The 25251-nt window shown below is 44.3% G+C and carries 22 protein-coding genes and 1 tRNA gene; 9 read left to right on the top strand and 14 right to left on the bottom strand.

The window, feature by feature from the left end:
• Nucleotides 1-55: 55 nt before the first annotated feature.
• On the bottom strand, nt 56-250 hold the full coding sequence (locus SHEWMR4_RS08990) for a helix-turn-helix transcriptional regulator (RefSeq protein WP_011622475.1): 195 nt from the start codon (nt 248-250) through the stop codon (nt 56-58).
• A gap of 122 nt (nt 251-372) precedes the next feature.
• Here SHEWMR4_RS08990 and radC point away from each other — a divergent pair, with 122 nt between their 5' ends.
• From radC to SHEWMR4_RS08950, 8 genes are all read left to right on the top strand, one after another.
• Nucleotides 373-867 (top strand): RadC family protein, encoded by a 495-nt coding sequence (gene radC, locus SHEWMR4_RS08985; protein ID WP_011622474.1) that lies wholly within the window; start codon nt 373-375, stop codon nt 865-867.
• A gap of 40 nt (nt 868-907) precedes the next feature.
• A complete protein-coding gene (locus SHEWMR4_RS08980; protein WP_011622473.1) occupies nt 908-1270 on the top strand; it encodes a hypothetical protein in 363 nt (120 codons plus the stop codon).
• A 142-nt stretch (nt 1271-1412) separates the two neighbouring features.
• Complete coding sequence (locus SHEWMR4_RS08975) at nt 1413-1769, top strand: type IV toxin-antitoxin system YeeU family antitoxin (protein WP_011622472.1); 357 nt, start codon at nt 1413-1415, stop codon at nt 1767-1769.
• Between the two features lie 238 nt (nt 1770-2007).
• A complete protein-coding gene (locus tag SHEWMR4_RS08970) occupies nt 2008-2421 on the top strand; it encodes a DUF2787 domain-containing protein (protein ID WP_011622471.1) in 414 nt (137 codons plus the stop codon).
• Between the two features lie 189 nt (nt 2422-2610).
• Nucleotides 2611-3024 (top strand): DUF2787 domain-containing protein, encoded by a 414-nt coding sequence (locus tag SHEWMR4_RS08965; protein WP_011622470.1) that lies wholly within the window; start codon nt 2611-2613, stop codon nt 3022-3024.
• A 108-nt stretch (nt 3025-3132) separates the two neighbouring features.
• Nucleotides 3133-3699 (top strand): site-specific integrase, encoded by a 567-nt coding sequence (locus tag SHEWMR4_RS08960; RefSeq protein ID WP_041408756.1) that lies wholly within the window; start codon nt 3133-3135, stop codon nt 3697-3699.
• Between the two features lie 88 nt (nt 3700-3787).
• Nucleotides 3788-4510: a lecithin retinol acyltransferase family protein gene (locus SHEWMR4_RS08955; protein WP_011622468.1), complete on the top strand. Its 723-nt coding sequence runs from the start codon at nt 3788-3790 to the stop codon at nt 4508-4510.
• Between the two features lie 285 nt (nt 4511-4795).
• A complete protein-coding gene (locus SHEWMR4_RS08950; protein ID WP_011622467.1) occupies nt 4796-5080 on the top strand; it encodes a CopG family ribbon-helix-helix protein in 285 nt (94 codons plus the stop codon).
• 172 nt (nt 5081-5252) lie between these two features.
• On the opposite strand, the gene SHEWMR4_RS08945 is transcribed toward SHEWMR4_RS08950, so the two are convergent.
• From SHEWMR4_RS08945 to SHEWMR4_RS08900, 10 genes are all read right to left on the bottom strand, one after another.
• Nucleotides 5253-5915, bottom strand: coding sequence for an inovirus Gp2 family protein (locus tag SHEWMR4_RS08945; protein ID WP_011622466.1), 663 nt, complete (start codon nt 5913-5915; stop codon nt 5253-5255).
• Nucleotides 5916-6319: 404 nt separating this feature from the next.
• Entirely contained in the window at nt 6320-7819 is a 1500-nt protein-coding gene (locus SHEWMR4_RS08940) for a YfjI family protein (RefSeq protein WP_011622465.1), read from the bottom strand.
• Nucleotides 7820-7837: 18 nt separating this feature from the next.
• Nucleotides 7838-8053, bottom strand: a complete 216-nt coding sequence (locus SHEWMR4_RS08935; RefSeq protein ID WP_011622464.1) for an AlpA family phage regulatory protein — start codon at nt 8051-8053, stop codon at nt 7838-7840.
• A 122-nt stretch (nt 8054-8175) separates the two neighbouring features.
• Nucleotides 8176-9216, bottom strand: a complete 1041-nt coding sequence (locus tag SHEWMR4_RS08930; RefSeq protein ID WP_011622463.1) for a hypothetical protein — start codon at nt 9214-9216, stop codon at nt 8176-8178.
• 262 nt (nt 9217-9478) lie between these two features.
• A complete protein-coding gene (locus SHEWMR4_RS21250) occupies nt 9479-9610 on the bottom strand; it encodes a HepT-like ribonuclease domain-containing protein (protein WP_413540389.1) in 132 nt (43 codons plus the stop codon).
• Nucleotides 9589-10296 carry a type VII toxin-antitoxin system MntA family adenylyltransferase antitoxin gene (mntA, locus tag SHEWMR4_RS20595; RefSeq protein ID WP_413540385.1) on the bottom strand — a complete coding sequence of 236 codons (708 nt, stop codon included), beginning with the start codon at nt 10294-10296 and terminating at the stop codon, nt 9589-9591. The genes SHEWMR4_RS21250 and mntA overlap by 22 nt, the downstream gene beginning before the upstream one ends.
• A gap of 87 nt (nt 10297-10383) precedes the next feature.
• Nucleotides 10384-11619, bottom strand: coding sequence for a tyrosine-type recombinase/integrase (locus tag SHEWMR4_RS08915; protein ID WP_011622462.1), 1236 nt, complete (start codon nt 11617-11619; stop codon nt 10384-10386).
• Nucleotides 11620-11974: 355 nt separating this feature from the next.
• Nucleotides 11975-12062, bottom strand: a tRNA-Ser gene (locus SHEWMR4_RS08910).
• 203 nt (nt 12063-12265) lie between these two features.
• A complete protein-coding gene (locus tag SHEWMR4_RS08905) occupies nt 12266-14260 on the bottom strand; it encodes a methyl-accepting chemotaxis protein (protein ID WP_011622461.1) in 1995 nt (664 codons plus the stop codon).
• Nucleotides 14261-14513: 253 nt separating this feature from the next.
• Complete coding sequence (locus SHEWMR4_RS08900; protein ID WP_011622460.1) at nt 14514-15146, bottom strand: YchE family NAAT transporter; 633 nt, start codon at nt 15144-15146, stop codon at nt 14514-14516.
• 317 nt (nt 15147-15463) lie between these two features.
• On the opposite strand from SHEWMR4_RS08900, the gene adhE reads away from it, so the two are divergent.
• Nucleotides 15464-18064: a bifunctional acetaldehyde-CoA/alcohol dehydrogenase gene (gene adhE / locus SHEWMR4_RS08895; RefSeq protein ID WP_011622459.1), complete on the top strand. Its 2601-nt coding sequence runs from the start codon at nt 15464-15466 to the stop codon at nt 18062-18064.
• A 508-nt stretch (nt 18065-18572) separates the two neighbouring features.
• Here the strand turns inward: adhE and SHEWMR4_RS08890 are convergent.
• From SHEWMR4_RS08890 to SHEWMR4_RS08880, 3 genes are all read right to left on the bottom strand, one after another.
• Nucleotides 18573-19106 (bottom strand): cell division protein ZapC, encoded by a 534-nt coding sequence (locus tag SHEWMR4_RS08890; protein WP_011622458.1) that lies wholly within the window; start codon nt 19104-19106, stop codon nt 18573-18575.
• Nucleotides 19107-19306: 200 nt separating this feature from the next.
• Nucleotides 19307-20326, bottom strand: coding sequence for a quinone-dependent dihydroorotate dehydrogenase (gene pyrD / locus SHEWMR4_RS08885; RefSeq protein ID WP_011622457.1), 1020 nt, complete (start codon nt 20324-20326; stop codon nt 19307-19309).
• 62 nt (nt 20327-20388) lie between these two features.
• On the bottom strand, nt 20389-25233 hold the full coding sequence (locus SHEWMR4_RS08880; RefSeq protein ID WP_011622456.1) for an NAD-glutamate dehydrogenase: 4845 nt from the start codon (nt 25231-25233) through the stop codon (nt 20389-20391).
• Nucleotides 25234-25251: the final 18 nt, after the last annotated feature.

Below are 25251 nucleotides of genomic sequence, written 5' to 3'. Positions count from 1 at the left end.
CAATATTGCCTATTACAGCTCTTTGTTTTTCATTTTGGTTGATGTCGATTACTACCTAACAATTAATTACCCTAAAGCTTGCCAAAATCCACCCTTGTATTTCACTTTCTACCCATGCAACGGCTCTAAGGCCCAATGTCACAGCTTTAGGAAAAATACCTTTATCGACGTACTTGTAAATGGTTGAACGGGCTAAGCCAGTAGTGTCAATTACGTCTTTAATTCGAATTAGCTTTATGTTTGGTGTCATGCTGAACTCTTGGTAATGGTTTCATTCCATTAGATATGCCAGTAATTTTTAACTTTTCCAAATATTTTTAGATATATATCACTCCAGTGCATAAGCCCATTAACGCTTTCAAGGAGCCTGATATGTCAACAAAAGCGACTGAACCTAACAACTCAATAGACCAACCTATAAACCATTGGCCGCAAACTGCCGAAGCGATCCTAGCCTCTGCCGCCAATATCATTGCCGAGCGCTATGTGAAGAAGGACGCCTATACCAACCCTCAAGCCACTAAGGATTTTTTAACTTACAAACTCGGCGGTTATGAGCGGGAGGTGTTTGCGGTAATGCTGCTCGATAATCAGCATCAATTACTCGAGTTTAAAGAGTTGTTCTTTGGCACCTTAGATGCCGCCAGTGTTTATCCACGGGAGGTGGTTAAGGCTGTGTTGGCTGTCAATGCCGCTGCAGTGATTTTTGCCCATAACCATCCCTCCGGTGAGTCTGAACCTTCGGCTGCAGATAAGTACATCACTCAACGGTTAACCGATGCTTTAGCGCTTATCGATGTGCGCGTGCTTGACCATATCGTGGTTGGCCGCACGCCAGTGTCCTTTGCTGAGCGCGGCTTGCTCTAGCCAACGTTTAAACCTGCCACACCTTTTTAAGGAGTCCACCATGATTGAATTTACTGATAGCTTTTCACAGGCCTGTGTTGCCGAAGCCTGCGCTGCTTTTCCTGAGCTACGTAACCGTTTAGCGGTTGAACTCATTTTGCCGATGTTTGTGCGGCCACTTAATGCCATGGGCCAAGTGATTGGCAAGCCGATTGTGGCGCCGAATCCAAAGCTGCATAAAACTGTATTAAGTGTGTTTCACCGTGATGTGGTTGAACACTTACCCAAGGAAATTGCCTTTTGCCGCTATGTTTGCCCCTGTGACAGTTATGGTGTGCCAACAGGAGAATGGCAAAGGGTGATCAACGGGGTGTACTTTAACCATGGCAGTAATGAACAGCCTAATTGGAGTGTGCATACCTAAAAACGATTACCTGCCCGATATCCAGCTACCTAGCCAGCTGTATTCAGCGTTTGTACTCGCCTTGGCATTTATCACCGCTCTCGCTAGTCCGCTAACAAGCAAGCCATTCCCTTAGTTTCATCCTTTAACCATAGAGGTCACTATGACAACCCTAAAACTTTTCGATATTGAGCACGCCTGGGGCTTGCCCCGTAAAGTGTCTCCCCGCTTTGGTGCGAGACTGATTTTACGCGGTCTGTACTTGGATTATCTCCATGACCGCGCAAGCTTTGTTGGTGAATTTCCACCAGCCATTAAACAACAATTTGTCGAGGCCTTTCCCGCGATGGTTAAACAGCTTGAGCGGCTGGTGGCCACCGGCGAGATTGATACCACAGAGCAGCACTGCGTTAGCATTGAACACGCTGGCTTTACCTGTGAGGCCGACACACTTGGCAGTCACGGTTATTTGTATATTGCGATTTATCAAACCGAAACTAAACCAAAGCTAAGCCACTGACCACCAGCAACTTCGCCCTGACTCAATATCCCATTCATTATCGTAAGCCAGTACTAATCCGTTAAACATAACCACCAAACTTTAATCTCCCAGCTCAAAAACCTTAGCAAGTAGCCCATAGCGACTCACGTTAAACAGCTTGACCAACAACTGTTTTCAAACCGCATAGACAGCAAGAGCTAAGGCGTAACTGCGCCTTAGCTCTTGCTTATGCCCGTTTTTAAATAAGGAATATCCCATGACATTAACCATCAAGCGTAACCAACCGCCAGCGATGCCTGATCGTTTTTACCAAGTGATTGAAAAGGAACTGGCCAACGTCGATCCAAAAGATGCCAACGCCATCACCCTTAATTTTCGCGACCCAGACTACAGCGCCGAAGCGGGTGGCTTTCATCCCGTCGAAGTACGACTAGAGAAACAGCAAGAACATTGGCGTTTAGTGTACGTTACCGACTTTGCTTTTCGCGGTCATCCCTTCCCTGAACTGGTTAAAGACATCGATATCTGCTTTAACAGCAAGCAGGTCTATAGCCTGTTTAGTGGCTGGATTACTGAGCGGGAATCACAGGGGCTGATTAAGTTGTTCAGCGATAACTTTGTCAGTTACTACCAGATGGAAGCCTATGAGGTGCAAGTGAGCTTTGATTAACTCGCCTCGCCCTCATTTCGCGCGAACATCCTAATCATATCTACCGGTTTCAGTTCTATCGCTATCAACAGGCCAAGCGCATCACTCCCGCGCTAATCAGTCTAATTCATTGCGACAAGCCCCTGTCGTTAACAACCTACCCTGCCCGCAACGCCTGTCGTTCGCGGGCTTTTTGTTTTGGAGTCCACCATGAAAATACATCGCGAAACCATCCTGCCACTGCCAGAGCACTTTTATGAATTGTTGGAGCAGCAACTGGCCGCACTCAATCACCCTGATCTCAACAGCGTCACTTTTAACTACCGCGATCCCGACTACAGCTATGAGAGCGGCGGTTATCACCCAGTGGAGATCAATCTCTACCGCCAAAATGATTGCTGGTATCTCAATTACTTCACTGACTTTGCCTACTGCGGCGGCCCCTTCCCCTTCCCTGAGCTTGAGAAAGAAATGGAAGTGCTGTTTCAGGAGAAACAGGTCTACAACAGCTTCTTTGGCCGCTGCTACCTCGAGCACGCCGACAGCCTGGTACGACTGTTACTGGAGAACTTCTGTAACTACATCGAGATGGAGGTGTACCAGGTTCAGATCAGCGCCGACTGAACTTGGTGCCCACAAAGGTATTTTGGGAACCAAGCAATGCAGGCCCGATGCGGGTTTGCGATGTGCTGGTGCCCACATTCATCACATAGACAATTGAGGGAACCCAGCATGAACGAAGTCGAAGCGGTCAAGAACCGCGACACCATCAAGCTTATCAGTTACCTGCTCGAACGTCACTTTGGTCAGCAGATGGCCGATGTCTGGAATATCGGCCTTAACCTGGCCCTTAGGATCTCGGACTTACTGGCCATCAAGTTCAGCGATATCGACGGCGACCGCTTAACTATCATTGAACAGAAGACCGGTAAACGCGCCAGCATCAAGCTCAACCCGAAGACGCTGGCGTTGATTGAGGCGATCCACCAGCGTCACCCCGAGCATATCTACCTGTTCCAATCCCACCGCTCGAGCCAAGCCAAAGACCGGCAGGCCCCCGCGAAACCACTGACACGGCGTGCAGTCGCCAAAGCGTTTGCCTTTGTCGGTGACGATATCAAGTTAGCCCTGGGCACCCACTCGATGCGTAGAACCCGCGGCTATCACCTATATCAAGCCTGCAAAGACATTGGTCGGGTGATGCGCATGCTGCGGCATCAATCGGAAGCGGTCACCCTGCGTTATATCGGCATTACTCAGCAGCAAATCGATAAGGACTTTGTCGAGCTGGAAATCTGAGTCAATCAGCACGTCCATTTCACCCGATTCACCCCATTAGCAGATGCGACCTAAGGTTATCTGCGTTGTTTTTCTTGGAGTCCATACCATGTATACATTTCAACCCGGTGATCATCTGGTCACCAATATCGATCCGCTTGGCTTAACCGAACACCATGGCCTCTATGTCGGCCATGGAAATGTGATTCACTTATCTAAACAGGGCATCATCGAAGAAATCGATCTGCTGCAATTTGCCAGTGGCCATAAGATCAGAGTGAAAAAGTCCAGCCTGTTTCCCCATCAGGCCATTGAACTTGCACGCAGTCAACTGGGTCATAGCCCATACGGCGTAGCTACCAACAATTGCGAGCACTTCGTCAATGAATGCTTAGCGGGGAGCAGTACCTCTAATCAAGTCAGTAATCTCACCCACATGGCGCTGCAAGGCTCAGCCAGAGCAGGTTTACTAGGGAGGAGCGCGTCAAAGCTTGCCACGGGGACTGTCGCAAACGTCGTATTAGCCTCTACCGTCATCAAAATGACCGGTGAATACCTAGGGTTACCCGATAACGTCAACACGCTGCTAGGTACACCTGGAGATCTTGTGGCTAAACCTGCCGAATGCCTACTAAAAGGCACCACGCAAACTCTAGATGAAACTTATACTTGCTTACGCCAAGGAGAGATGACCTATGCGGGGATCAAACTCGTCACCGGCAGTATAGAAACGGGCTTAAACACCGTGTTGACGACAGCAGAAGTGGGCATCAATGGTGTAAAAGCCGGTGCGGGGCTGATAGCCGATGCATGGCATTGGTTAAGGTCATGATGCTTCTGCGACGGTATTGAGTGCTAAGTCAGCCATTAGCCAAACCCTATAAACGAAGCGGCATGCCGCCGCTATCGTTTTTATCCCTATTGCGATTACGTTGAAGATTAGCGTGATGACACGGCGTAACATTAGTGTCCAGTTAAGCGATACAAACTATCTTCTATCATCCTTGAGCTTATGGCGTTGCTTGAGCAGACGAGTAAACCGAGTAATCATTATTTTTTTACCACGTTATGCTAAGGTATTACCTAGTAGTACTAAGGATTACCTCTGGAGTCACAGATGAGCACAATCAAACCCGTGTCGGTAAAATTAGATGCCGATATTAAAGCCAGAGTCGAGCATTTAGCCGAAACGCGTAAACGTTCATCACACTGGATGATGCGGGAAGCGAACCGTGTATACGTTGAAAGAGAAGAGAAACGCGAGGCGTTGCAGCAAGAAGCGTTACGCGCATGGGAAGCACACCAGACATCAGGATTGCATGTCACCGATGACGAAGTGGTGAGTTGGCTCGAGTCTTGGGGAAGTGAAAATGAAAAGGCTGCCCCTACATGCCACAAATAATCTTCACTGCCACTGCATTAGCTAATTTAGAGTGCTTAGATGAATGTGTTCGCAGTAAAATTATCACAATGACATAACTGGTCAACGCCCCCATTACTAATATCATTTACAAAATGGAAAACAATTCACTCGTACATTGCTAACAGAACTAATTCAGAATTATGAATTGCCTCTATTTGATGTCTGGCGTCCTACTACAACCATAATGATGTCGTCTATCACCATAGTATTTACTATCCACTTTAGCAAAATAACTTAAGCGAATAAATAAAACTCGAAATTCAAAAGTTTTAGTAAAAGGCAAAGTTTTATCCAAGAAATAACAAGAATGCTTTGGAATATGAACTAAACCTTGCGCATTAATTGTTTTTATGGCTAATGCACTCGCCCAAGCTTTAACGATTCGGTTATACATATTAGATCTACCAAGTTCAAACTTACCTAAACTTCTGTAGGCATTACCATTAAAAAACAAACAAAGATGGTAGTGTGGTTTATTATGTTCTCCAGTTTCTTGCACCCAGATGTACAGTACATCGCTTTTATGTACAAACCCGTCTGAATGTTTAGTTTTTGCAATATAATCAGCCTTAACTTGTGATTTCAATGATTCGACAAATCGAGTAACTGCACTATTGTCATATGACTTATATTGATCAGGAAACCTCAAGTCAACTCTCACGGCGAAAACCTTTGAGTACATAATTAGAGTCTGGTTAATAACATTATAATTTCTCTTCAAATACTCCTCATAAACACCATTTTTAAACTTCAAAACAGGTAAGCCAAAATACTCGACACAATGTAATAAATTTAAATTACTATTTTTACGCATAGATAAAATCACCCATAATTCTTTCTAGAATAGAATTTATTACACCTATAAATATCGGAAATAATCAAAACAGAAAAACCAGACCTAACATCTAAAAAGTTGATACTTAAGATACCGTAAAACCATACAAACTTGAGACCAATCTCACATTGCTTCAGTAACACATTCTTGCTATCACACTCTTGCTATCTTGCTATCTTGCTATCTTGCTATCTTGCTATCTTGCTATCTTGCTATAATATTAAAAACCTAGATTAAAAACCTGGAAGAACAAAACAAAAAATCAAACCTAACACTAAAATACTTTACTTAAATAGGTTGGGTTTGCTAGAAAAATCTATTGTTAGTACAAAAACGATAAAGATTTAACTCTGATTTTACATGATCATTTTCAAAGCATGCCATTACCATAAAAATTTAATATCAATGTCAAATTTTTTTTGATCAAAAGGTAATAATGGACACAAGTCAACAATCTTTGTTCTTTTATTATCAAAAATCTGAATCACCCCTTTCGACATTAAATAACCTATAGCTATATTTAAACTATCACTCTTCCTTAACATGACTGGTCCAAACTGCAAAACATAATTCTTCTTTACATACCGAGTCCCAGAATTTTTAAGTGTATTTAACCAAAATAGTAATTCATTACCCAATACTACATCCTTAGGGGGCGGGCAAAAATAATTCATAAAATGTGATGAGTAAAAACTTACCAGTTTAATTGATAAATTTAATGCTTCAAATGATATCTTAGAATCAAAAGGTTGTTCAAAATAATGAATCAATGCTGCAACTCTTGCTATATTTTCTGCTAATTTAGAGGCATGATCTTTAGCATTAGCGTAAATGGCACCAGGAGCCATTTTACTTTCAATATCATTATATATTTTTAACCAAATATCTTTTGCCTCATCAGAAAACACTACTAACTGACGACTAGGTGGAATTTTATCTAGAAAACCTTCAACCTTTTGATGAAAAATGTTAATAAACTCCTCTCCAAACTTAATTCCACTCGTTTGCCGATAACCGCTCACCGGCGTTGGGAAACACACTAAAAATCGTGATAGAAAGCCATTGACTCTTACTGCACTCTGAGATTTGTGCATGAATCGCATAAAAGTTTGAGGCTGGATCATGATGTGTGTTGTCAGCCTAACATCACAAAGTGTGTAGGAATCAGTGGTTTTTCTTGCCACATAGACGTCATCACCACTCCAGATAGTATTGAGATACGGCGTAGTTGACTCTGAAAGCATATTGATTAACACACCACCCTCACTTGACCCAAGATATGCATTGGGCGAGTCATTCTTGAGTCCAGACATAAGTGCCTCTACAGTACTATCCTCATAAATACTGTTGGATGATTTTGGCATTTCAGGTTTGTGCTTTTCGTGCTCAAGTAACTCATTGAATCCTTCATCAACTTCGCGATCAGATCCAAGATACAGCTTTTTCTTAATTTTTTTTGTTTTAAGATCATGCATCTCTATCAAAATCTTATATTTTTTAAAATTTTCACGATAAGATTCTTCATTTTTAATCTGGTAGTTTTTAACACCCTTATTTAATAATTTTTCAACTGTAGATTTTCGTTCACCTGAATCCGCGCAAGTTAATAAATTAAGAGAGACAGGACAAATTTTACCTGTGGGTAATTCAACATTAATATGTCCCTGTAGAGCTGTTGCCACAGCAGCTAGACCAGCAGTAATGATTAAAGAATTTGATGCCTGAGTAATTAACGAGCATTCTTTTATCGCTCTCCCAAAAATACTTTCCTCTCCTACATCAGGACAAATACCATCAGATATAGGAAACTTAGCGCTGAAATAATCTTGGTTAACTGGCGCGTCAAACTCTAAATTTTTCATCCGTGGGACAGTGCGTTTCATATAAAGTCTCCTTATACATTACTTTTGAGTTCTGACTGATTTAAGCCATGATTCTATCTCGCCAAAATACCAACCAACAGCCCTAGGCCCAAGTGATACTTTTTGGGGGAACGTATGGTCATATCGAGGAGATTTCGGGTTTTGTTTGTCGTATATAGTAGACCGTGATAGTCCAGTTAACTTAATAACACTAGCAAGCCTAACGATTGAATAACTCGGATTACTGTCAAGCATAATCGCCTCCTTAGCATGTAAATTTCTAAGGTGACTATAAGATTTTTTGAAGATATTGGAAAAGGGAGGGTGGGGATAGAAAACACTCCCCTACGAAAGTAACTCATTGATTAAAATTAATATTACTTCACCCTGTTTTTTATTCTTATCATAATTTCTGCATATTTTACATTGTCCTCGGAGAAACCTAGGTCACTAAAAAAAGCTAGAATCGCTTGATTGACCTGGGCAGTTTCATTAGTGCCGCCGTTAACACCATACATTTTTAATGCTTTGATCAAAAAGGGAAACTTACAATTTGGATTAATTTTGTTAAGTGGCTCAGCTGTAATCTCATTCCCTTTAGGGCTCGGGCTTAGAAAATATGCCGCAGCCAAGGCTTTTTTGCCCGAGTAACCTAATGTGCGTTCAATTTTTGCAGCGATATCTTTAGATTTTATCGTCGATTTACAATTATTTTCGAATAATTGATAACCCAAAACGGCAAGTTGATCGAGATCTGTCAACTGACGCAGTTCCTTTGGTATGAAATAGGGGCTATCATCGGGAATAGCATTTAAATCATTCACTATATAACTTTCAATATCTGACTCAAATACGTATAGTGAATCAAAGTCAACTTCAATATGAACGCTATGGTTTTCTATATCACTGAATTCAGTGTAAGAATTAACTGATTTATCTGTAAACACAATTTTACCATAATGTATAAATTCTATATCACTTGCACTTAAATTAATAAGTCTATTATAGTTTTTAGTTAATTTAAGCTTTACTCCGAAATCGAATTCACCAAATTCGTTATCAGCCATTACAATATTCAGTTCGCTAATCGGTACCTTTTTAGATTTAACCAACTTAATAACCTGACTTCCTTTTAAAAATCCATAGCATACATTTTCCACAAGCGTTATATTAGATATTTCATTTTGACTCTCTATCTTTTTATTGTGAAAACTATTAAACCCATAATAAGTTTCCACTTTCTTAGAAAATTTCAACAAATAACTTTTAACATCATCTTTATAACGCAAAATATGCCATACATTCTTATTAGCTGGAACAATGAAGAATATCGGCCTATTGTTATTAGCTAAATCGCTAATAACCGATTCTCTGCTTTCACGCAATTTTACAGACGATAATTTGATCACGCCCTGCATCGAACTCACCTTCAATATACATGCTATTTCTGCTACTAATAGCAGAAATAGCATGTGACGTGGTAATTAATTTTAGCAAATAGGCAGAAAAACCTACCGTACAGCCCAGTTATAATGTTTTGGGAAAGAAATGTTTTTGCAACTAATCACCAAGACTAGTTTAAAAGGCTAAGATTTTTATGGCGATCTAAACACTAATAAATTACGGACGTTACTTTTTCTTCAGCGCTCCCTCTTCCAACCACAGCTCTGCAAAGACAAATCATCTATCGCTATAACCTTGAGAGCTCACACTGCGGATGATCTCAGGGTCAATATTCAGATAATCATGTACCAGTGCATTACGCAGGCCTATCACTTTACGCCAGCCATTTAATTCATCAGCTGGTTGTATACCTCGTTGACACAGGATCTCAAATGCTTGGTAGGCATCCTGCGGGCTTGTCCAGCCAGTGCCTTAGCCCAATGTTTTGCAATGTCAATGCAAGCTTCAATAGAGACCTGTAGTGTTCGCTCTGCTGCGCGTTCTTCAAGATTAGATAGGGGACGCTGACTGAGTAATTGACGTAACTCTCCAAGCTCGGCTTGATACCGGCTAAGGCTTAAGCGCAATGACGTGATATAGGCATTATCCAAAATAATAAAGTGGTTTGGGGCTGAATAATCGAGTTCCATTTGCGACATTATGCGAGACTCTTCTTGCATTCTTCGGCCTTCATCTCGACTAAAGATAAGTTTATTGGCATTAATGATACCGAAGGCCAGAGGGATTGGTGCTAGATTGATATCGACAACAGAAAGCTTCCCTTCGGCTAACCCCAATGCTCTTTGCCAATCCATAGCAAGCACTTCAGCTCTAATACGAGTATCAAGCACACTGTCCGCCTTTACCGGGTCGAATGCGACGGCTAAATCCCAATCGCTATGCTCGCTAGCATTTCCTTCCGCCTGCGAACCATAAAGCCATAATGCTGCCACCTCAGAATGGCTTGCAGCTAAAGCGTTTAGTCGGTGTAAATGCTGACTCTGCTCGATAGTCATTGGCTTGGCTTTAAGTTTGTCATGATGTAAGAGTAACAACCCTGAGTCGGACTTAACAGGTTAGATTCGTGTATCACGTCCCCTATCTTTTGGCTCAGGGAGATAATCTCTACTCGGCCTTATAGGTCATGCCCCTAATTTTCTTGAACTAGCTGTTACTGACAAAGAGCCCACTGCTGCAGTGGCAATATGGTTGCTCCACCACTCCATTAACTTGGTCCGTCGCTCTAGGTAGGTCGTGCGATTATAGGCACTGCGGATTTGGTTTTTATCAACATGGGCTAACGCTGCCTCAATAACATCACCATCAAAGCCTTGCTCGTTTAAGGTAGTGCTCGCAAGCGAGCGTAAACCATGACCCGTTGTTCTTCCCTTTAATCCCATGCGCCCTAATGCTTTGTTAATGGTTTCAGGATCTGTGTGCTTTTGAGGATCTTTAGATGATGGAAAGACAAATTGGCTCTGTTCACTAATCGGCTTAACAGTTTCGAGTATCGCGAGGGTATGCTCTGTAAGCGGGATAATATGCTCACGATTCATTTTCATGCGTGATTCAGGAATAGTCCAAAGTTTGGCATCAAAATCGATTTCTTCCCAACGGGCTCCGGCCGCTTCATTTGGCCTGGTCATTGTGTGCAATTGCCATTCAATCAAACACCGGGTCGTTAACAATAAATTGGCGTTTGCAATAGTCTGCAGCAACTCAGCTAGCTCTGCTGGTTTTAATGCTTTCAGATGTTCTACTTTGCTCTTTCTAAAAACTTCTCGAATACCTGACAACGGATTAGCATGAATGTAACCAGAGTTAACTGAAAAGTTCATGATTTCATTCAGCAACTGAGCGGTACGCTTAACCGTTTCAAGATGCCCCTTCTGCTCTAGGGGCTTTAGCGCGGCAATGGCTATGGGAGCCGTGAGTCTGCTAATCGCAATACTCCCCAGTTTAGGGAAGGCATACAGCTCAAGCTTACGCCAATTGCCTTCGATGGTTTTAGGCTTAATGCTTCCCTGCTTAGAGTCCATCCACATTTGCGCAATATGCTTGAGAGTTTGAGCGTTCTCTGTTGCCGCTTTTAATTTGTTTTCAACTTTAAGTAATTGAGGGTCGATGCCTTCGGCCAAGTTTTTTCGCGCTTCTAGCGCTTTATCTCGCGCCTCAGCTAAGGATACGTCAGGATATGAGCCTAAACCAAAATAGGTGGGTTTGCTGGTGGAGGGACGTATGTATCTAAATTCCCAAGTTTTCCCTGCAGTACGCACATAGAGATAGAGATTGCCACCATCTGACAATCTATAGGGCTTTGCTTCCGCTTTAGCATTGAGCACCGCTTTTGCAGTCAGCTTATTTGTACTCCTTCCCATACCGTTTTACCCTCTCAAATTAAACCCAAAAGTAATGCTTGATTTTGGCATCATTTTTCACTCGAAAATCAAGCATTACTTATCACTGAATAAATTAAGATAAATCAGGATATTGCCAAGTTAAATCTGGGCCATAAAATCGAGAAAATCAAGTAAAAAAACGGCATAAAAAAGGGTATTTTTGAAGCCAAAAGTAATGCCAAAATTTACCAAATTTCCTTGGCATTACTTTTGGCATTACTAAAAACTTCGGATGCAGTAAGATGTTATTAAACAATATAGGATGGTAAGTTATTGATTTCAATAAAATACAAGTAAGAAAAAAGACGTCCTAGGACGTCTTTAAACTTGAATTTGGCGGTGAGAGAGGGAGTCGAACCCTCGATACGTTTCCGTATACACACTTTCCAGGCGTGCTCCTTCGGCCACTCGGACATCTCACCAGATTGTTGTGATTCGTTTTACGTGTTAATCAGCCACGCTGCTACGACCTTATAAGCTTTACTCGTAAGCTTTCGTCGTTAACGGAGCGGTACTGTACGCAAAAGCCTGTGGGTGGTCAAGTAAAAAAGAGTTGATTTCAGGCGGTTGCGCAATTGCTAAACAAACCGCCTGATAAATTGAGATTTATGTCCGACTTTCGCCATTAATTGACGTTGAACTTGTTCACTTCCTTGGACATTAGCGCCGCATCGTAGGTCAGTGCCTTGGTCAATTCCCGTAATTCATCCGAAATCCTCTGGGTATTGAGATAAATTTCACTGATCTTCAATGCATTGCGATTCACATCCTCAGACACGGCAGACTGTTCATGGGTTGCCGTGGCAATTTGCTCATTCATGCGGTCGATAATATCCACTTGCTCGACGATACGTTTAAGCTCAATCCCCGCCTGCTCGGCTTCGTGCACGCTGTTATTGGCCTGTGCGAGTCCGCGTTCCATGGCTTTAACGGCAATGCTGGCGCCCGATTTCAGTCTATCCGTCATGTTCTTAATATCGGAGGTCGAGGTTTGTGAGCGCTGCGCAAGACTTCTCACTTCATCGGCCACGACGGCAAAGCCCCGTCCCATCTCGCCTGCCCTTGCCGCTTCAATCGCCGCATTAAGTGCAAGTAGATTCGTTTGTTCGGCAATGCCGCTTATCACATCGAGTACCACCACAATACCGTGGATTTCACGGTCGAGTTCATTAATGGCCTTAGAGGCGCCATCAATATCATCGGCTAAAGCCTTAATGGCGGCACTGGTACGACCCACTTCGATATTACCCGCTTTTGCCTCATGATTCGCCGCGGTGGAGGCTTCCGATGCATTAACGGCGTTACTGGCGATTTCTGCCACCGTCGCACTCATCTCCGTCATTGCCGAGGCCACTTGTTCGGCCTCACTGTGCCCTGCCATCACATCTTGCTCCATTGCGTGGGTACACACATCCATTTGCTCTACCGCTTGTTGTAACTTGCTGGCACTGGCACGCACTTGCAGGATCACACTCTCGAAATCATTCATCATGTCGTTGAATGCAATGGCTAACTCCCCAAATTCATCCGAGCTATTTTGGGTTAAACGCACACTGAGATCATAATGTTTCCTGGCCTTTGTCACCGTCGAATACACATGGTGCACACTGTCGTGTAGGTAACGGATAACCGATAAACTCAACAGCAGCACTAACACTAACACCACGGTTAATGTCACGAGCACGAAGAACATATGCTCGTTGGCGGTATAGAGTCGGTCTGTGGTGGTCTTAACCAGATCGGTAGAAACCTCTTGCTCAAAATCCCGTAAACGGTCGATACGTGCCGTGGATTTCGCAAACCAATCCTCCGGGTTTTGTTGCTGAATTTTTTGATTATCTTGGTCGATTGCTATTTGTCTCAGCGCCTCAACTTCACTGACTTCGTTACCATTTTGCAGCTGACGAATACCCTCGACGAGATTGGGCGTGGCAAGTGCCAAGAAGCGCTCCAGATAAGTATTTTGCTCAGAGACTAAGGTTATAAACTTGGCATATACCTTAGGTTTGAAACCTGCTTGGCCGAAGGTTGAACTTAAGACCGCACGCTCAATCCCCGCCCGTTCCTTCATTTGCAGATAGGCACTGAATGCCGCGGCCTTAATGGCAATTTCTTGGTTGGCGCCAGCCTTTGCCGTTTCATCGACGATGGCCAATAACTGTTTATTGAGATCGGTGTAATAGGCCACTTCATCGGCCACACTGATGGATAAACTGTCGATTTGCGAACGGATCCCAGAAAGGCGACCAAGCTGAGTGTTGATCTCCCGTAATTTAGGCGCAAACACTTCGGGTAACGCATTGTTTGAAATGAAATCTTGGAATTGTTTTAACTGGCTATCCGTCAGTTGTCTTTGACTTGGGATTTTGCCTGCAAAGGCTTTACCCGCTGAGCCAATAAAGCCTGCGCTCATGCCACGCTCTTTTTGTAGCTCATGCACCAGATTACTGTTGGTGACCGCCAATTCACTCAATTGGACGATAAGCTTAAGCTCTTGACGATACTCATATTTTTCAATGAGAAACAAAGCACCATATAAAAAACATGCAAATAAGGGCGGCAATACAACCATGAGTAATTTTTGTTTCAAGCTGAGGTTGCCAATCCATTGCCATTTCATAGTGATTTCCTTATTAAAGCGAGGTTAAGAGATAAGACAAAATAGGTATAGCATAGGATTTACGCGAGAACGACCATTTTTACCTAATTTAGCTATTACTAAACACCTAAAAAACAGATGCTTGCATAAGCTTATTCAGGCGATAACATTTTCTACGGTTAACACATTGTGCAAAAAATTGAGATTAAAAAGTCGCAGCTAAAAATGCGCCACCAAAACAAGGGAGGACATACTCCTCCCCCGATAAGCTCAATTAGCTAAAGAGTTGTGGGAACAGCCCTTTAATACCAGCGGCAATCACCTCAATCCCGATCGACAGCATTAATAGCCCCATCAAACGGGTAATAACGTTAATGCCTGTTTTACCAAGAATTTTGTAAATGATTGACGCCATTCTGAACAGGGCAAAACTTACCAAGCCAAAAATGATCACTGTGATAAACATCGCCACAAAATTGGAGAAGGAATTATGCTCTGCGGCAAACACGATGACCGAACTAATCGCACCAGGGCCTGCCATTAACGGCAAGGCTAACGGCACCACCGCCACGGACTCCATCGCCGAAGATTCGCGGTCTTCCTCTTGGTTGCGTTTTACTTCACCTAATTTACCCTGCAGCATCGACATCGCAATAATCGCGATCAGCGTGCCGCCAGCGATCCTAAAGGCTGAGAGTGAAATGCTAAACATATTTAAAATATGTTGCCCCGCCACTATGGTCACCAGCAGGATCACCACCACCGCAAAGTTAGCCACTTTACCCGTATGGTTACGCTCGGCTTCGGTTTGATGGCTAGTAAGGCTCACAAACACTGGCAACAAACCAATGGGGTTGATAATGGCAACCAGACCAAGAAAAAATTTAACGTAAAGTGTTAACTCCAAGTTGCAGTCCTTATTGAGCGTGTCACGCCAATTTCATCAAACTAACCGTAAGGGCAAGTATAGTAGCTTAACCGCAGATGACTGAAAAATGAGATTTTTGAGGTTAAATCACAAGTTTGAGTAATAGCTGCTGGCAATCCTCGGCGGATTCTAAGTCAAAGAGGGTAAAACAGATCATAGTTACTGTATTTTTATTACATAAAAGCGTCAAACTGACTAGGCGATCACACTTTCACCTCAGCTTTAGGTGTAATTTTTCACCATAAAGAAGATTTAGCGAATCGCGCATTCCCTAAATCTTTTTAGGAGTCTTAATCATGACAGTAACTAATGCTCAAGAACTGGATCTCATGGTCGAGCGCGTCGCCAAAGCGCAAGCCGAGTATGCCAGTTTTAGCCAAGCTCAAGTCGATGCCATTTTCCGCGCCGCCGCACTGGCCGCCGCCGATGCACGCATATCACTTGCGAAAATGGCCGCCGCCGAAACCCGAATGGGGGTGATTGAAGACAAAGTGATTAAAAACCACTTTGCCTCCGAGTACATTTACAACAAGTACAAAGATGAAAAGACCTGCGGAATTTTATCCGAGGACCCCACCTTCGGCACTATCACTATCGCCGAGCCCGTGGGCATTATCTGTGGGATTGTCCCCACCACAAATCCCACCTCCACCGCCATCTTCAAAGCATTAATCAGTCTTAAAACCCGTAATGCGATTATTTTTTCCCCTCACCCAAGGGCGAAAGTCTCAACCACCACTGCGGCTAAATTGGTGCTAGATGCCGCAATTGCCGCCGGTGCGCCCAAGGACATTATCGGTTGGATTGATGAGCCCAGTGTGGCACTTTCCAATCAATTGATGACCCATGCTAAAGTGAACCTTATCCTCGCCACAGGTGGCCCAGGTATGGTGAAAGCCGCCTACTCCTCCGGCAAACCTGCCATTGGCGTGGGTGCGGGTAACACACCGATTGTTATCGATGAAACCGCCGACATAAAACGTGCGGTCAGCTCGATTTTGATGTCTAAAACCTTCGATAACGGCGTCGTCTGTGCCTCAGAGCAAGCGGTGATTGTGGTCGATAGTATCTACGAACAAGTTAAAGAACGCTTTGCCACCCATGGCGGTTATCTCTTAAATGCGGCACAAACCGCGGCAATGCAACAAGTCATCCTTAAAAATGGCGGCTTAAATGCCGATATCGTCGGCCAAAGCGCCGCGACCATAGCGCAAATGGCGGGCATTGATGTCCCCCACACCACCAAGGTCTTAATTGGTGAGGTCACCGATATCACAGAGGCGGAAGCCTTTGCCCACGAAAAACTATCCCCATTACTTGGCATGTACCGCGCCGCCGATTTCAATGACGCCGTCGATAAGGCAGAAGCCTTAGTTGCCTTAGGCGGTATTGGCCACACATCAGGCTTATATACCGACCAAGACACCCAAACCGAGCGGGTGAAAACCTTTGGTTTTAGAATGAAAACCGCGCGAATTCTAATCAACACTCCAGCTTCACAAGGCGGAATTGGCGATCTGTACAACTTTAAACTCGCTCCCTCGCTCACCTTAGGTTGCGGTTCTTGGGGCGGAAACTCGATTTCCGAAAACGTCGGCCCAAGTCATTTAATTAATAAGAAAACCGTCGCTAAGAGGGCTGAAAACATGCTGTGGCACAAGCTTCCTTCATCTATCTACTTCCGCCGCGGCAGCTTACCTATTGCGCTTGAAGAATTGAGCGATAAAAAACGCGCCCTCATAGTGACCGACAGATTCCTGTTTAACCAAGGTTATTGCGACGAAACCTTAAAGATTTTAAAAGCCCAAGGTCTTGAAACCGAAGTGTTTTACGAAGTGGAAGCCGACCCCACACTGGCCACAGTGCGACAAGGTGCCAAAGTGGCCAATAGCTTTAAACCCGATGTGATTATTGCCTTAGGCGGTGGCTCGCCCATGGATGCGGCCAAGATTATTTGGGTGATGTACGAGCATCCCGATGTCGACTTTGCCGATTTAGCCCTGCGTTTTATGGATATCCGTAAACGTATCTATAAATTCCCTAAAATGGGCGTCAAAGCCACTATGGTGGCGATCCCCACCACATCAGGCACAGGCTCAGAGGTCACACCGTTTGCCGTAGTAACCGATGAACAAACCGGTAAAAAATACCCCATCGCCGACTATCAACTCACCCCTAATATGGCGATTGTTGACCCGAATCTGGTGATGGATATGCCAAAATCCTTAACCGCTTTCGGCGGGATCGATGCGATCACCCACGCGCTCGAAGCCTATGTCAGTGTGATGGCGAATGAGTACAGCGATGGTCAAGCTCTGCAAGCACTCAACCTACTGTGCAAATATTTACCCGATGCTTATCAGCTTGGCGCCGCATCCCCTATCGCCCGAGAAAAAGTGCATAATGGTGCGACCATAGCCGGTATCGCCTTTGCCAACGCCTTCCTTGGGATCTGTCACTCTATGGCCCATAAACTGGGCGCCGAGTTTCATTTAGCCCATGGACTTGCCAATGCGCTACTCATCAGTAACGTGATCCGCTTTAATGCGACCGATTTACCCACTAAGCAAGCCGCATTCAGCCAATACGACAGGCCTAAAGCCCTGTGTCGTTACGCGGCCATTGCCGATCATTTAGCCTTAGGTGGAAGTTCAGATGCGGAAAAAGTCGAGAAATTGCTGGAAAAAATCGAGCAACTCAAGAAGACGCTGGGCATTCCAGCATCTATCCAAGAAGCGGGAGTTAACGAAGCCGACTTCCTCGCCAAACTAGACGAGCTCGCCGAGGATGCCTTCGATGACCAATGCACTGGCGCCAACCCTCGCTATCCTTTGATCAGTGAGTTAAAACAACTACTGCTCGACAGCTACTATGGCCGCCCATTTACTGAGCAATAGCACATTAAAATAGTGCATTAAGTCGTCACTGAAATTGACAGGGCTTTGTTTCCTTAGCGATATAGGTAAACAAAGCCCTTTATTCACTAAAGTACCGACAATGAAATTTGAAGATATATTCAACTGGCCGACTTATCTTCAGTTTTACCAATCGAATGAATCGCCCAACCCAAGCTTATAGTTTATCCTCAAGCCCAATAGTTTATTAAGACTATTTCTAAGATAAATGGAGAGTGAGTCTAAAGTGCTCATATCTATATTTACCATATTTCTTGGGTTCAAAACGTCGGGACGACGAGTATCACTAAAGCCTTCGATTTGAATTAACGAGGAAGTATAATGCTGTAGATATTCTAAATTGACCTTTCAGTAAATCATGTCGATTTGATAGGGTAAATGAATAGAATGAGATGAGGGAAAACTGTGCGGAAAGAATGAAAAAATACCAGGCTATGTTAGCAATAGCTCGAAATAAATAATGACGGCCAAGACTTGGCTAGACCGTCATTTAGGCTGCGACGACATGGCGCTGTACCCTTAATGGGTGCAAGCGATTGTGCATCACCTTAATAGTTTCAAATTGCGTCATGGTTTTAGCGCCTGATAACACACATTCTGGCGATAATAACATCACCAACGCGGATTGTAGGGTGTTTTCGATGACTAAGACTAAAGCCCGTTGTTTTTGGCATTTAAGCTCAAAGACTTTACCCACATCGCTAAATACGCATACATCGCTGCAATCAAAAAACCATGATTTAGGCATTTGCGGTGTCAGCATAAAATGCGCGGCTGTCGCATTTAAGGCGATTTGCACTATGGCGGCATCGGTAAGGGATAAGGTTTTCGGCAACTTGTCGAGCAAGCTCATATAGAATTTGGCGTGCGCAATATTAAATTCCATGCTTGATAAGGCATCAGGAATTAATGATTTTGCTTTATAAGCCGTCAGAAATTCTATCTCGGAACCTAACGAAACGCCTAATACACCGTACGAATCGTTATATTTCCAGTGCCAATCCTTTTGTGGCAATAATAACATAACGTTTACCTACTATTTGAACACTGGCACATCATAGTAGATATTTTATTCAATATCAAAATAAAAATATAAAAATACAGATTAGTTAACAATTACTTAGTAGATCTATTTAAGGATCTTAACTGCGATCTATTGATCGTTTTAGATCGCAGCTAAGATAAATGATCGTAATTTAGATCCCTATTGAGATCTAAAGATCATTATTTTAAACGGTAAGCTTCAACAATTTCTTTAATTAACTTTGGACCTTGGTAAATAAAACCTGAGTAAATTTGCACCATAGTCGCGCCCGCATCAAATTTTGCTAAGGCATCTTCGGCGCTATTAATACCACCTACTCCAATAATCGGGATCTGACCATTTAAACAAGTAGCTAATTGTTTGATCACTTTAGTTGAAAGCTCAGTCAATGGTTTACCACTTAACCCACCGCTTTCATTGGCATTCGCAAGGCCACTCACACCGTCACGGGTTAAGGTAGTGTTAGTCGCAATCGCGCCATCAAACTTGTTTTTAATCAAGGATTGAGCAATATTTTCGATTTCTTCCGTGGTTAAATCAGGCGCAATTTTAAGGGCAATTGGCACATATTTTTTATGTTTCTCGGCCAACTCAAGTTGCTTAGTTTTTAATGCGCTTAATAATTCGTCTAATAGATCGCCATATTGCAGCGATCGTAATCCTGGTGTATTCGGTGATGAAATATTCACCGCAATATAGGCTGCATAGGGATAGACTTTGTCCATGCAGATCAAATAATCGTCTTTGCCCTGCTCTACTGGCGTGTCTTTATTTTTACCAATATTGACCCCAACCATGATATCGGTTTTCTTTGCGATCAAATTTTTGACCAGATTATCGACACCTTTGTTATTAAAGCCCATGCGATTGATGATCGCCTTTGCGGGTTTTAATCTAAACAAACGGGGTAAATCATTACCGGGTTGTGGTCTTGGGGTCACAGTCCCCACTTCCACATGACCAAATCCCATCGCATGAAAGGCATCGATCGATTCGCCATCTTTATCCATACCTGCGGCAAGGCCGACAGGGTTTGGAAAAGTCAGTCCCATAAAGCTGACGGGCGCTGGCGCAATATTCTGGGCATAAAACGCATTCAATGGACTATTACCTGTCATTTTCAGGCTGCCAATGGCTAAATTATGCGCTCGCTCAGGATCCATCTGAAACATGACTTTCTGTGCGATTTTATAAAACATGTATTTTCCTCGACCTAAAAAAAGCCCCGGCGATCGCCAGGGCTTCTGATTGTTATAAAAGTTTACTTTTGGCCTTCGCAATGAAGGATCAGAAGGTTAAGTTCACGTAGGGCGACAGAGAACTTAGCAAACTCATGGCTTTGCGACGTTTTGAAATCAGCCAGCATATGGAACCATCTTTCCAGTAAGGCTTGATTGGTATCAATCCACTGAGAAATAACGCTCTGGGCGTCACAGGTTGCACTACAGGTTCTTAAGACCACTGACGTCAACGCACGTTGTTGCCAATCCAACTCTTCCCTAAAGGCTGCACGAGCCAGTGCTTGCCAATGGTTTGCCACAGGCTGTGCACTGATCTGCTCTAGGAACCAGTGCAGCTCAACGCGAGCACCGAGTTTGAAATATGTCTCGGCAACAAGCTCGACTGTTTTCTCTTCGGCTTGCGCAATTTGCGCGATATCCAGAGCCGAGAACAGTGTGCTCATGTTTGCAACGACGGTCGCCACATCCTGAGGAACATTCTCTTTAACAAGAGCGTTGATCTCAGCTTGGATACCCGCCGCTTCTTCTTCTACCAAGTAGGAATGAACATTGGCTTTGATTTGTTCAAATACAGGTTTGAAGAAGGCAACAGTTTGCTCGATGCTCCAAGTACGGTTGCGGTGACGCAGGAACCAGCGGCAGGCACGGCGCATATTGCGACGTAACTGATGCAGCATTTCGCCCTGAACCACAGCAGGTACAATACCGTTTAAGTCAGTGATCGCTTTAGTTAATTCAGCTAAACCAAACACTTCGCGAGCCATAGTGTAACAAATTGCTGCGTCGGCAACTGAGGCACCAGTCTCATCTTGCATACGTTGAACAAAGTTCAGACCCATATCATTGACCAACTCGTTGGCCAGTGACGTTGCAATGATTTCACCGCGCAGTGGATGCGTCACCATTCTGTGACTGTACAGTTCCTGAAGTTTTTTCGGGAAGTATGCAATTAGCAGTTGGCTCAGCAGTGTGTCTTCGGTGATTTCTTGAGTCAGTAACTGCTCTTTCAGTACCATCTTAGCGTACGCCACCAGTACCGATAGCTCAGGACGTGTTAAGGCGCGGCCATTAGCTAAACGTTCTGCCAGCTCTTCTTCCGAAGGTAAGAATTCTAAGGCGCGGTCTAACTTGCCTTCTTTTTCCAGATACTGGATAAAGCGAATTTGCTCTTTTAACTGCTCAGCACCGCGGACTTGGGTGACCGAAATCGTACGGGTTTGATCTTTACAATCCTGCAGTACGATTTGGCCGACTTCTTCAGTCATCTCTTCCAGTAAACGGTTACGTTGCTTGAGTGTCAGTTCACCCTCAGCCACTAACGCGTTTAATAGAATTTTGATGTTCACTTCGTTGTCAGAACAGTCTACACCACCCACGTTATCCACGAAGTCAGTGTTGATACGGCCGCCATTGGCCGCATATTCGATACGACCTAACTGAGTACAACCTAAGTTACCACCCTCGCCCACGATCTTGGCGCGCAGTTCGCGACCATTGACACGCAGTGCATCGTTAGCGCGGTCGCCCACTTCTGCATGGGTTTCGCGTGATGACTTAACGTAAGTACCAATACCACCGTTCCAAATCAGATCTACTGGCATTTTCAGCAGTTCTTTCATCAGCTCAGTCGGTGTCATCGACGTCTTTTCCGTTTCCAGCATTTGCTTCATTTCAGCAGATAATGGAATCGACTTAGATGAGCGCAGGAAGATACCGCCGCCCTTAGAAATCAGCTTGCTGTTGTAGTCTTCCCAGGTTGAACGTGGCAGCGCGAATAAACGGGCACGTTCTTCATAGCTGGCAGCAGTATCTGGATTCGGGTCGATAAAGATATGCATGTGGTTGAACGCAGCCACAAGTTTTGTGTGCTTAGACAACAACATACCGTTACCGAATACATCACCCGCCATGTCACCAATACCTAAACAGGTAAAGTCTGTGGTTTGACAATCGATACCCACTTCGCGGAAGTGACGTTTAACCGACTCCCAACCACCTCTGGCCGTGATACCCATTTTCTTATGGTCGTAACCGTTACTACCACCCGACGCGAACGCATCGCCTAACCAGAAGTTGTATTCTTGAGAAATGGCGTTAGCGATATCAGAGAAGGTTGCAGTCCCTTTGTCTGCCGCGACCACTAAATATGGATCATCTTCATCGTGACGAACCACATCTACCGGGTGAACGATTTCACCGTTAACGATGTTATCTGTGATATCGAGCAGCGCACGGATAAAGATGCGGTAACATTCTTGACCTTCGGTGAAGAAGGCTTCGCGGCCACCTTCAGTAGGCAGTTGTTTACAAACGAAACCACCTTTTGCGCCCACAGGTACAATTACGGTGTTCTTCACTTGTTGTGCTTTTACTAAGCCAAGCACTTCGGTACGGAAGTCTTCACGACGGTCAGACCAACGCAGACCACCACGAGCCACTTTACCGTAGCGTAAATGCACACCTTCAACCCGTGGCGAATAAACGAAAATTTCGAATTTCGGCAGCGGACGCGGCATTTCAGGAATTAACGAAGGCATGAATTTAAACGAGATATAACTCTTAGATTCGCCTTTGGCATCCAGTTGGTAGAAGTTAGTACGCAGCGTGGCGTTAATCAGATCGAGGTAACGACGGATAATACGGTCATCATCTAGGCTCGATACTTCGTCTAAACGTAGGTTGATCTGCTCCATAAACTTGCCCAGAGTACGGGTCTTCAGTTTTGGATTGAACTTACGGATAAACATTTTCACCAACAAATCGGCGATTTGTGGGTAACGGCCGAAGGTTTCTTCGATGTAAGCTTGGCTGAATGTCGCATCGATTTGACGCATGTACTTAGCGTAAGCACGCAGCACTGACACTTCACGGCCAGTTAAACCTGACGCCAGAATGATGCGGTTAAAACCGTCATCTTCTAATTTCTTTTGCCACACTTGAGAGAGTGCAGTTTGGAATCTGTCTTGGCTATCGGCGATATTGTCGGTATTAGTGACTTTAACCGTCATTAAGAAGTCTAGGATCCAGAAGGTAGAACCGTCTGAGGTCGTCACTTCATAGGGGCGCTCGTTGATCACGCGCAGACCAAAGTTTTCCAACATCGGCAGTACGTCAGAAAGATGGATTGGCTCATCTTTATGGAACAGTTTTAAACGCACTTTGTTGTCGTTCAACGCAGCTTCCTGCGGTTGATAGAACAACATGCCTAACTTGTGATCGTCATCCAAGGCTTCGAGCTGTTGCATATCAACAACCGCTGAGCTTGGTAATACGTCTTCTTTATAGCTCTGTTCGAAGGCGTTAGCGTAACGCTTCATCAGATGAGTACCGGCTTCTTCGCCTAAGGCATTGTTTAGCGCGGTGCTTAACTTATCTTCCCAAGAACGTGCCGCTTCAATTAAGTTATTCTCTATGGCAGCCACATCTACATCCATATTATTGTTATCAACTTTGACAATGTAGTGAGTACGGGCCAGGGTTGACTCGGAGAAATATGTCGTAAACTCTACATCTTCTTTGCTGTTGAAATGCTGAGCCAGAATACGCTGGGTATCTTGGCGAAGTTTAGTGTTGTAACGATCTTTTGAAACGTACACTAAACAGGATAAGAAACGACCGAAACCATCTTTGCGAACAAAGAGTTTCAGTTTGTCCCTGTCTTGCATCTCGAGCACACCGTGCGCCGTGTGTGCTAAATCATCCACATTGGCTTGGATTAGCTCATCACGCGGTAGGTTTTCGAGAATGTTCAGCAAGGCTTTATAGTCGTGAGAACGTGGGGTTAAACCTGAACGGTCTAATACGCGCTGGACTTTTTCGTTCAGCAGCGGAATTTCACGTGGGCTGCGGTTATACACATTTGAAGCGTACAAACCGATAAATCTATCTTCACCGACCACGTTGCCTTTCTTGTCGAAGCGTTTGATACCAATATAGTCAACATAGGCTGGACGATGCACACGGCTCTTGGCGCTGCTCTTAGTTAGGATCAGTAGGCTGTCGTCTAAGGCTTCTTTACGAGCACTGTCAGAGAAGCTTGATAATAACAAACCTTGCTCTGGCTGAGTCTTATGGTGCTTGTTCATTAAGCCTAAGCTAGAGGCCATATTCGGCACTAGCTCAACGTCGCCTTCAACACGTTTTAAATCGTATTGGCGGTAGCCCAGTAAGGTAAAATGATGATTATTAAGATAAGTTAGGAAGTTAATCGCTTCTTCTAACTCTTGCTTCTCACCGGGGAATGGACGCTTAGGTAATTCTTTAATGGTCTCACTCAGCTTAGCTGACATCGCGCTCCAGTCGTTGACTGACGCGGCCACATCACCCAGCACAGATTGGATTTCGCGCTCAAGGGCTTTGATATCTACACTGCTGCTTTGACGGTCGATTTCAATCAGGAAAACGGCAACGTGTTCAGTGCTTTCAGGGCTTTGATTCAGATAAGTGACTTTGGTTACGTCCTGGGCTGAACGCTCAATCGCCAGCGGAGTGTGTAACATCATGTGAGCCGTAATACCCATACGATTCAATGCCATACCAACTGAATCTACCAGGAATGGCATGTCAGGTTGGATAACTTCAATGATCGAATGGGTAGATTGCCAGCCGTGCTTTGACTGACTTGGATTGAATACTCTGAGGTGAGTCTCCCCTTTCGGGGTTTTGTTTAGTGCATTCCATAAACTGAGGACCGCACCATACAGGTCGCTGTCGTTACGCGCATTGAGGTCGTCTTTCGACATGTGGGCATAAAGGCAGGTCGCGAACTGTTCAACTTGCTTGGCTTGTGAATTAGGGACTTTAGCGTGAATTAAACTGACTACATTTTCAAGTAGTACTGAAGGCATTGCATCTTTCAAGGCCATGTTGCTGTTTCCTTAAGC

The organism is Shewanella sp. MR-4 (assembly GCF_000014685.1).
Classification (GTDB): Bacteria; Pseudomonadota; Gammaproteobacteria; order Enterobacterales; family Shewanellaceae; genus Shewanella.
This window is presented reverse-complemented; position numbering and strand designations above follow the sequence as displayed.

What these genes read in the sequence shown, in the direction of transcription:
- SHEWMR4_RS08990 (WP_011622475.1), bottom strand. Translation starts at nt 250, where the DNA reads ATGACACCAAACATAAAGCTAATTCGAATTAAAGACGTAATTGACACT.
- radC (WP_011622474.1), top strand. Translation starts at nt 373, where the DNA reads ATGTCAACAAAAGCGACTGAACCTAACAACTCAATAGACCAACCTATA.
- SHEWMR4_RS08980 (WP_011622473.1), top strand. Translation starts at nt 908, where the DNA reads ATGATTGAATTTACTGATAGCTTTTCACAGGCCTGTGTTGCCGAAGCC.
- SHEWMR4_RS08975 (WP_011622472.1), top strand. Translation starts at nt 1,413, where the DNA reads ATGACAACCCTAAAACTTTTCGATATTGAGCACGCCTGGGGCTTGCCC.
- SHEWMR4_RS08970 (WP_011622471.1), top strand. Translation starts at nt 2,008, where the DNA reads ATGACATTAACCATCAAGCGTAACCAACCGCCAGCGATGCCTGATCGT.
- SHEWMR4_RS08965 (WP_011622470.1), top strand. Translation starts at nt 2,611, where the DNA reads ATGAAAATACATCGCGAAACCATCCTGCCACTGCCAGAGCACTTTTAT.
- SHEWMR4_RS08960 (WP_041408756.1), top strand. Translation starts at nt 3,133, where the DNA reads ATGAACGAAGTCGAAGCGGTCAAGAACCGCGACACCATCAAGCTTATC.
- SHEWMR4_RS08955 (WP_011622468.1), top strand. Translation starts at nt 3,788, where the DNA reads ATGTATACATTTCAACCCGGTGATCATCTGGTCACCAATATCGATCCG.
- SHEWMR4_RS08950 (WP_011622467.1), top strand. Translation starts at nt 4,796, where the DNA reads ATGAGCACAATCAAACCCGTGTCGGTAAAATTAGATGCCGATATTAAA.
- SHEWMR4_RS08945 (WP_011622466.1), bottom strand. Translation starts at nt 5,915, where the DNA reads ATGCGTAAAAATAGTAATTTAAATTTATTACATTGTGTCGAGTATTTT.
- SHEWMR4_RS08940 (WP_011622465.1), bottom strand. Translation starts at nt 7,819, where the DNA reads ATGAAACGCACTGTCCCACGGATGAAAAATTTAGAGTTTGACGCGCCA.
- SHEWMR4_RS08935 (WP_011622464.1), bottom strand. Translation starts at nt 8,053, where the DNA reads ATGCTTGACAGTAATCCGAGTTATTCAATCGTTAGGCTTGCTAGTGTT.
- SHEWMR4_RS08930 (WP_011622463.1), bottom strand. Translation starts at nt 9,216, where the DNA reads ATGCAGGGCGTGATCAAATTATCGTCTGTAAAATTGCGTGAAAGCAGA.
- SHEWMR4_RS08915 (WP_011622462.1), bottom strand. Translation starts at nt 11,619, where the DNA reads ATGGGAAGGAGTACAAATAAGCTGACTGCAAAAGCGGTGCTCAATGCT.
- SHEWMR4_RS08905 (WP_011622461.1), bottom strand. Translation starts at nt 14,260, where the DNA reads ATGAAATGGCAATGGATTGGCAACCTCAGCTTGAAACAAAAATTACTC.
- adhE (WP_011622459.1), top strand. Translation starts at nt 15,464, where the DNA reads ATGACAGTAACTAATGCTCAAGAACTGGATCTCATGGTCGAGCGCGTC.
- SHEWMR4_RS08890 (WP_011622458.1), bottom strand. Translation starts at nt 19,106, where the DNA reads ATGTTATTATTGCCACAAAAGGATTGGCACTGGAAATATAACGATTCG.
- pyrD (WP_011622457.1), bottom strand. Translation starts at nt 20,326, where the DNA reads ATGTTTTATAAAATCGCACAGAAAGTCATGTTTCAGATGGATCCTGAG.
- SHEWMR4_RS08880 (WP_011622456.1), bottom strand. Translation starts at nt 25,233, where the DNA reads ATGGCCTTGAAAGATGCAATGCCTTCAGTACTACTTGAAAATGTAGTC.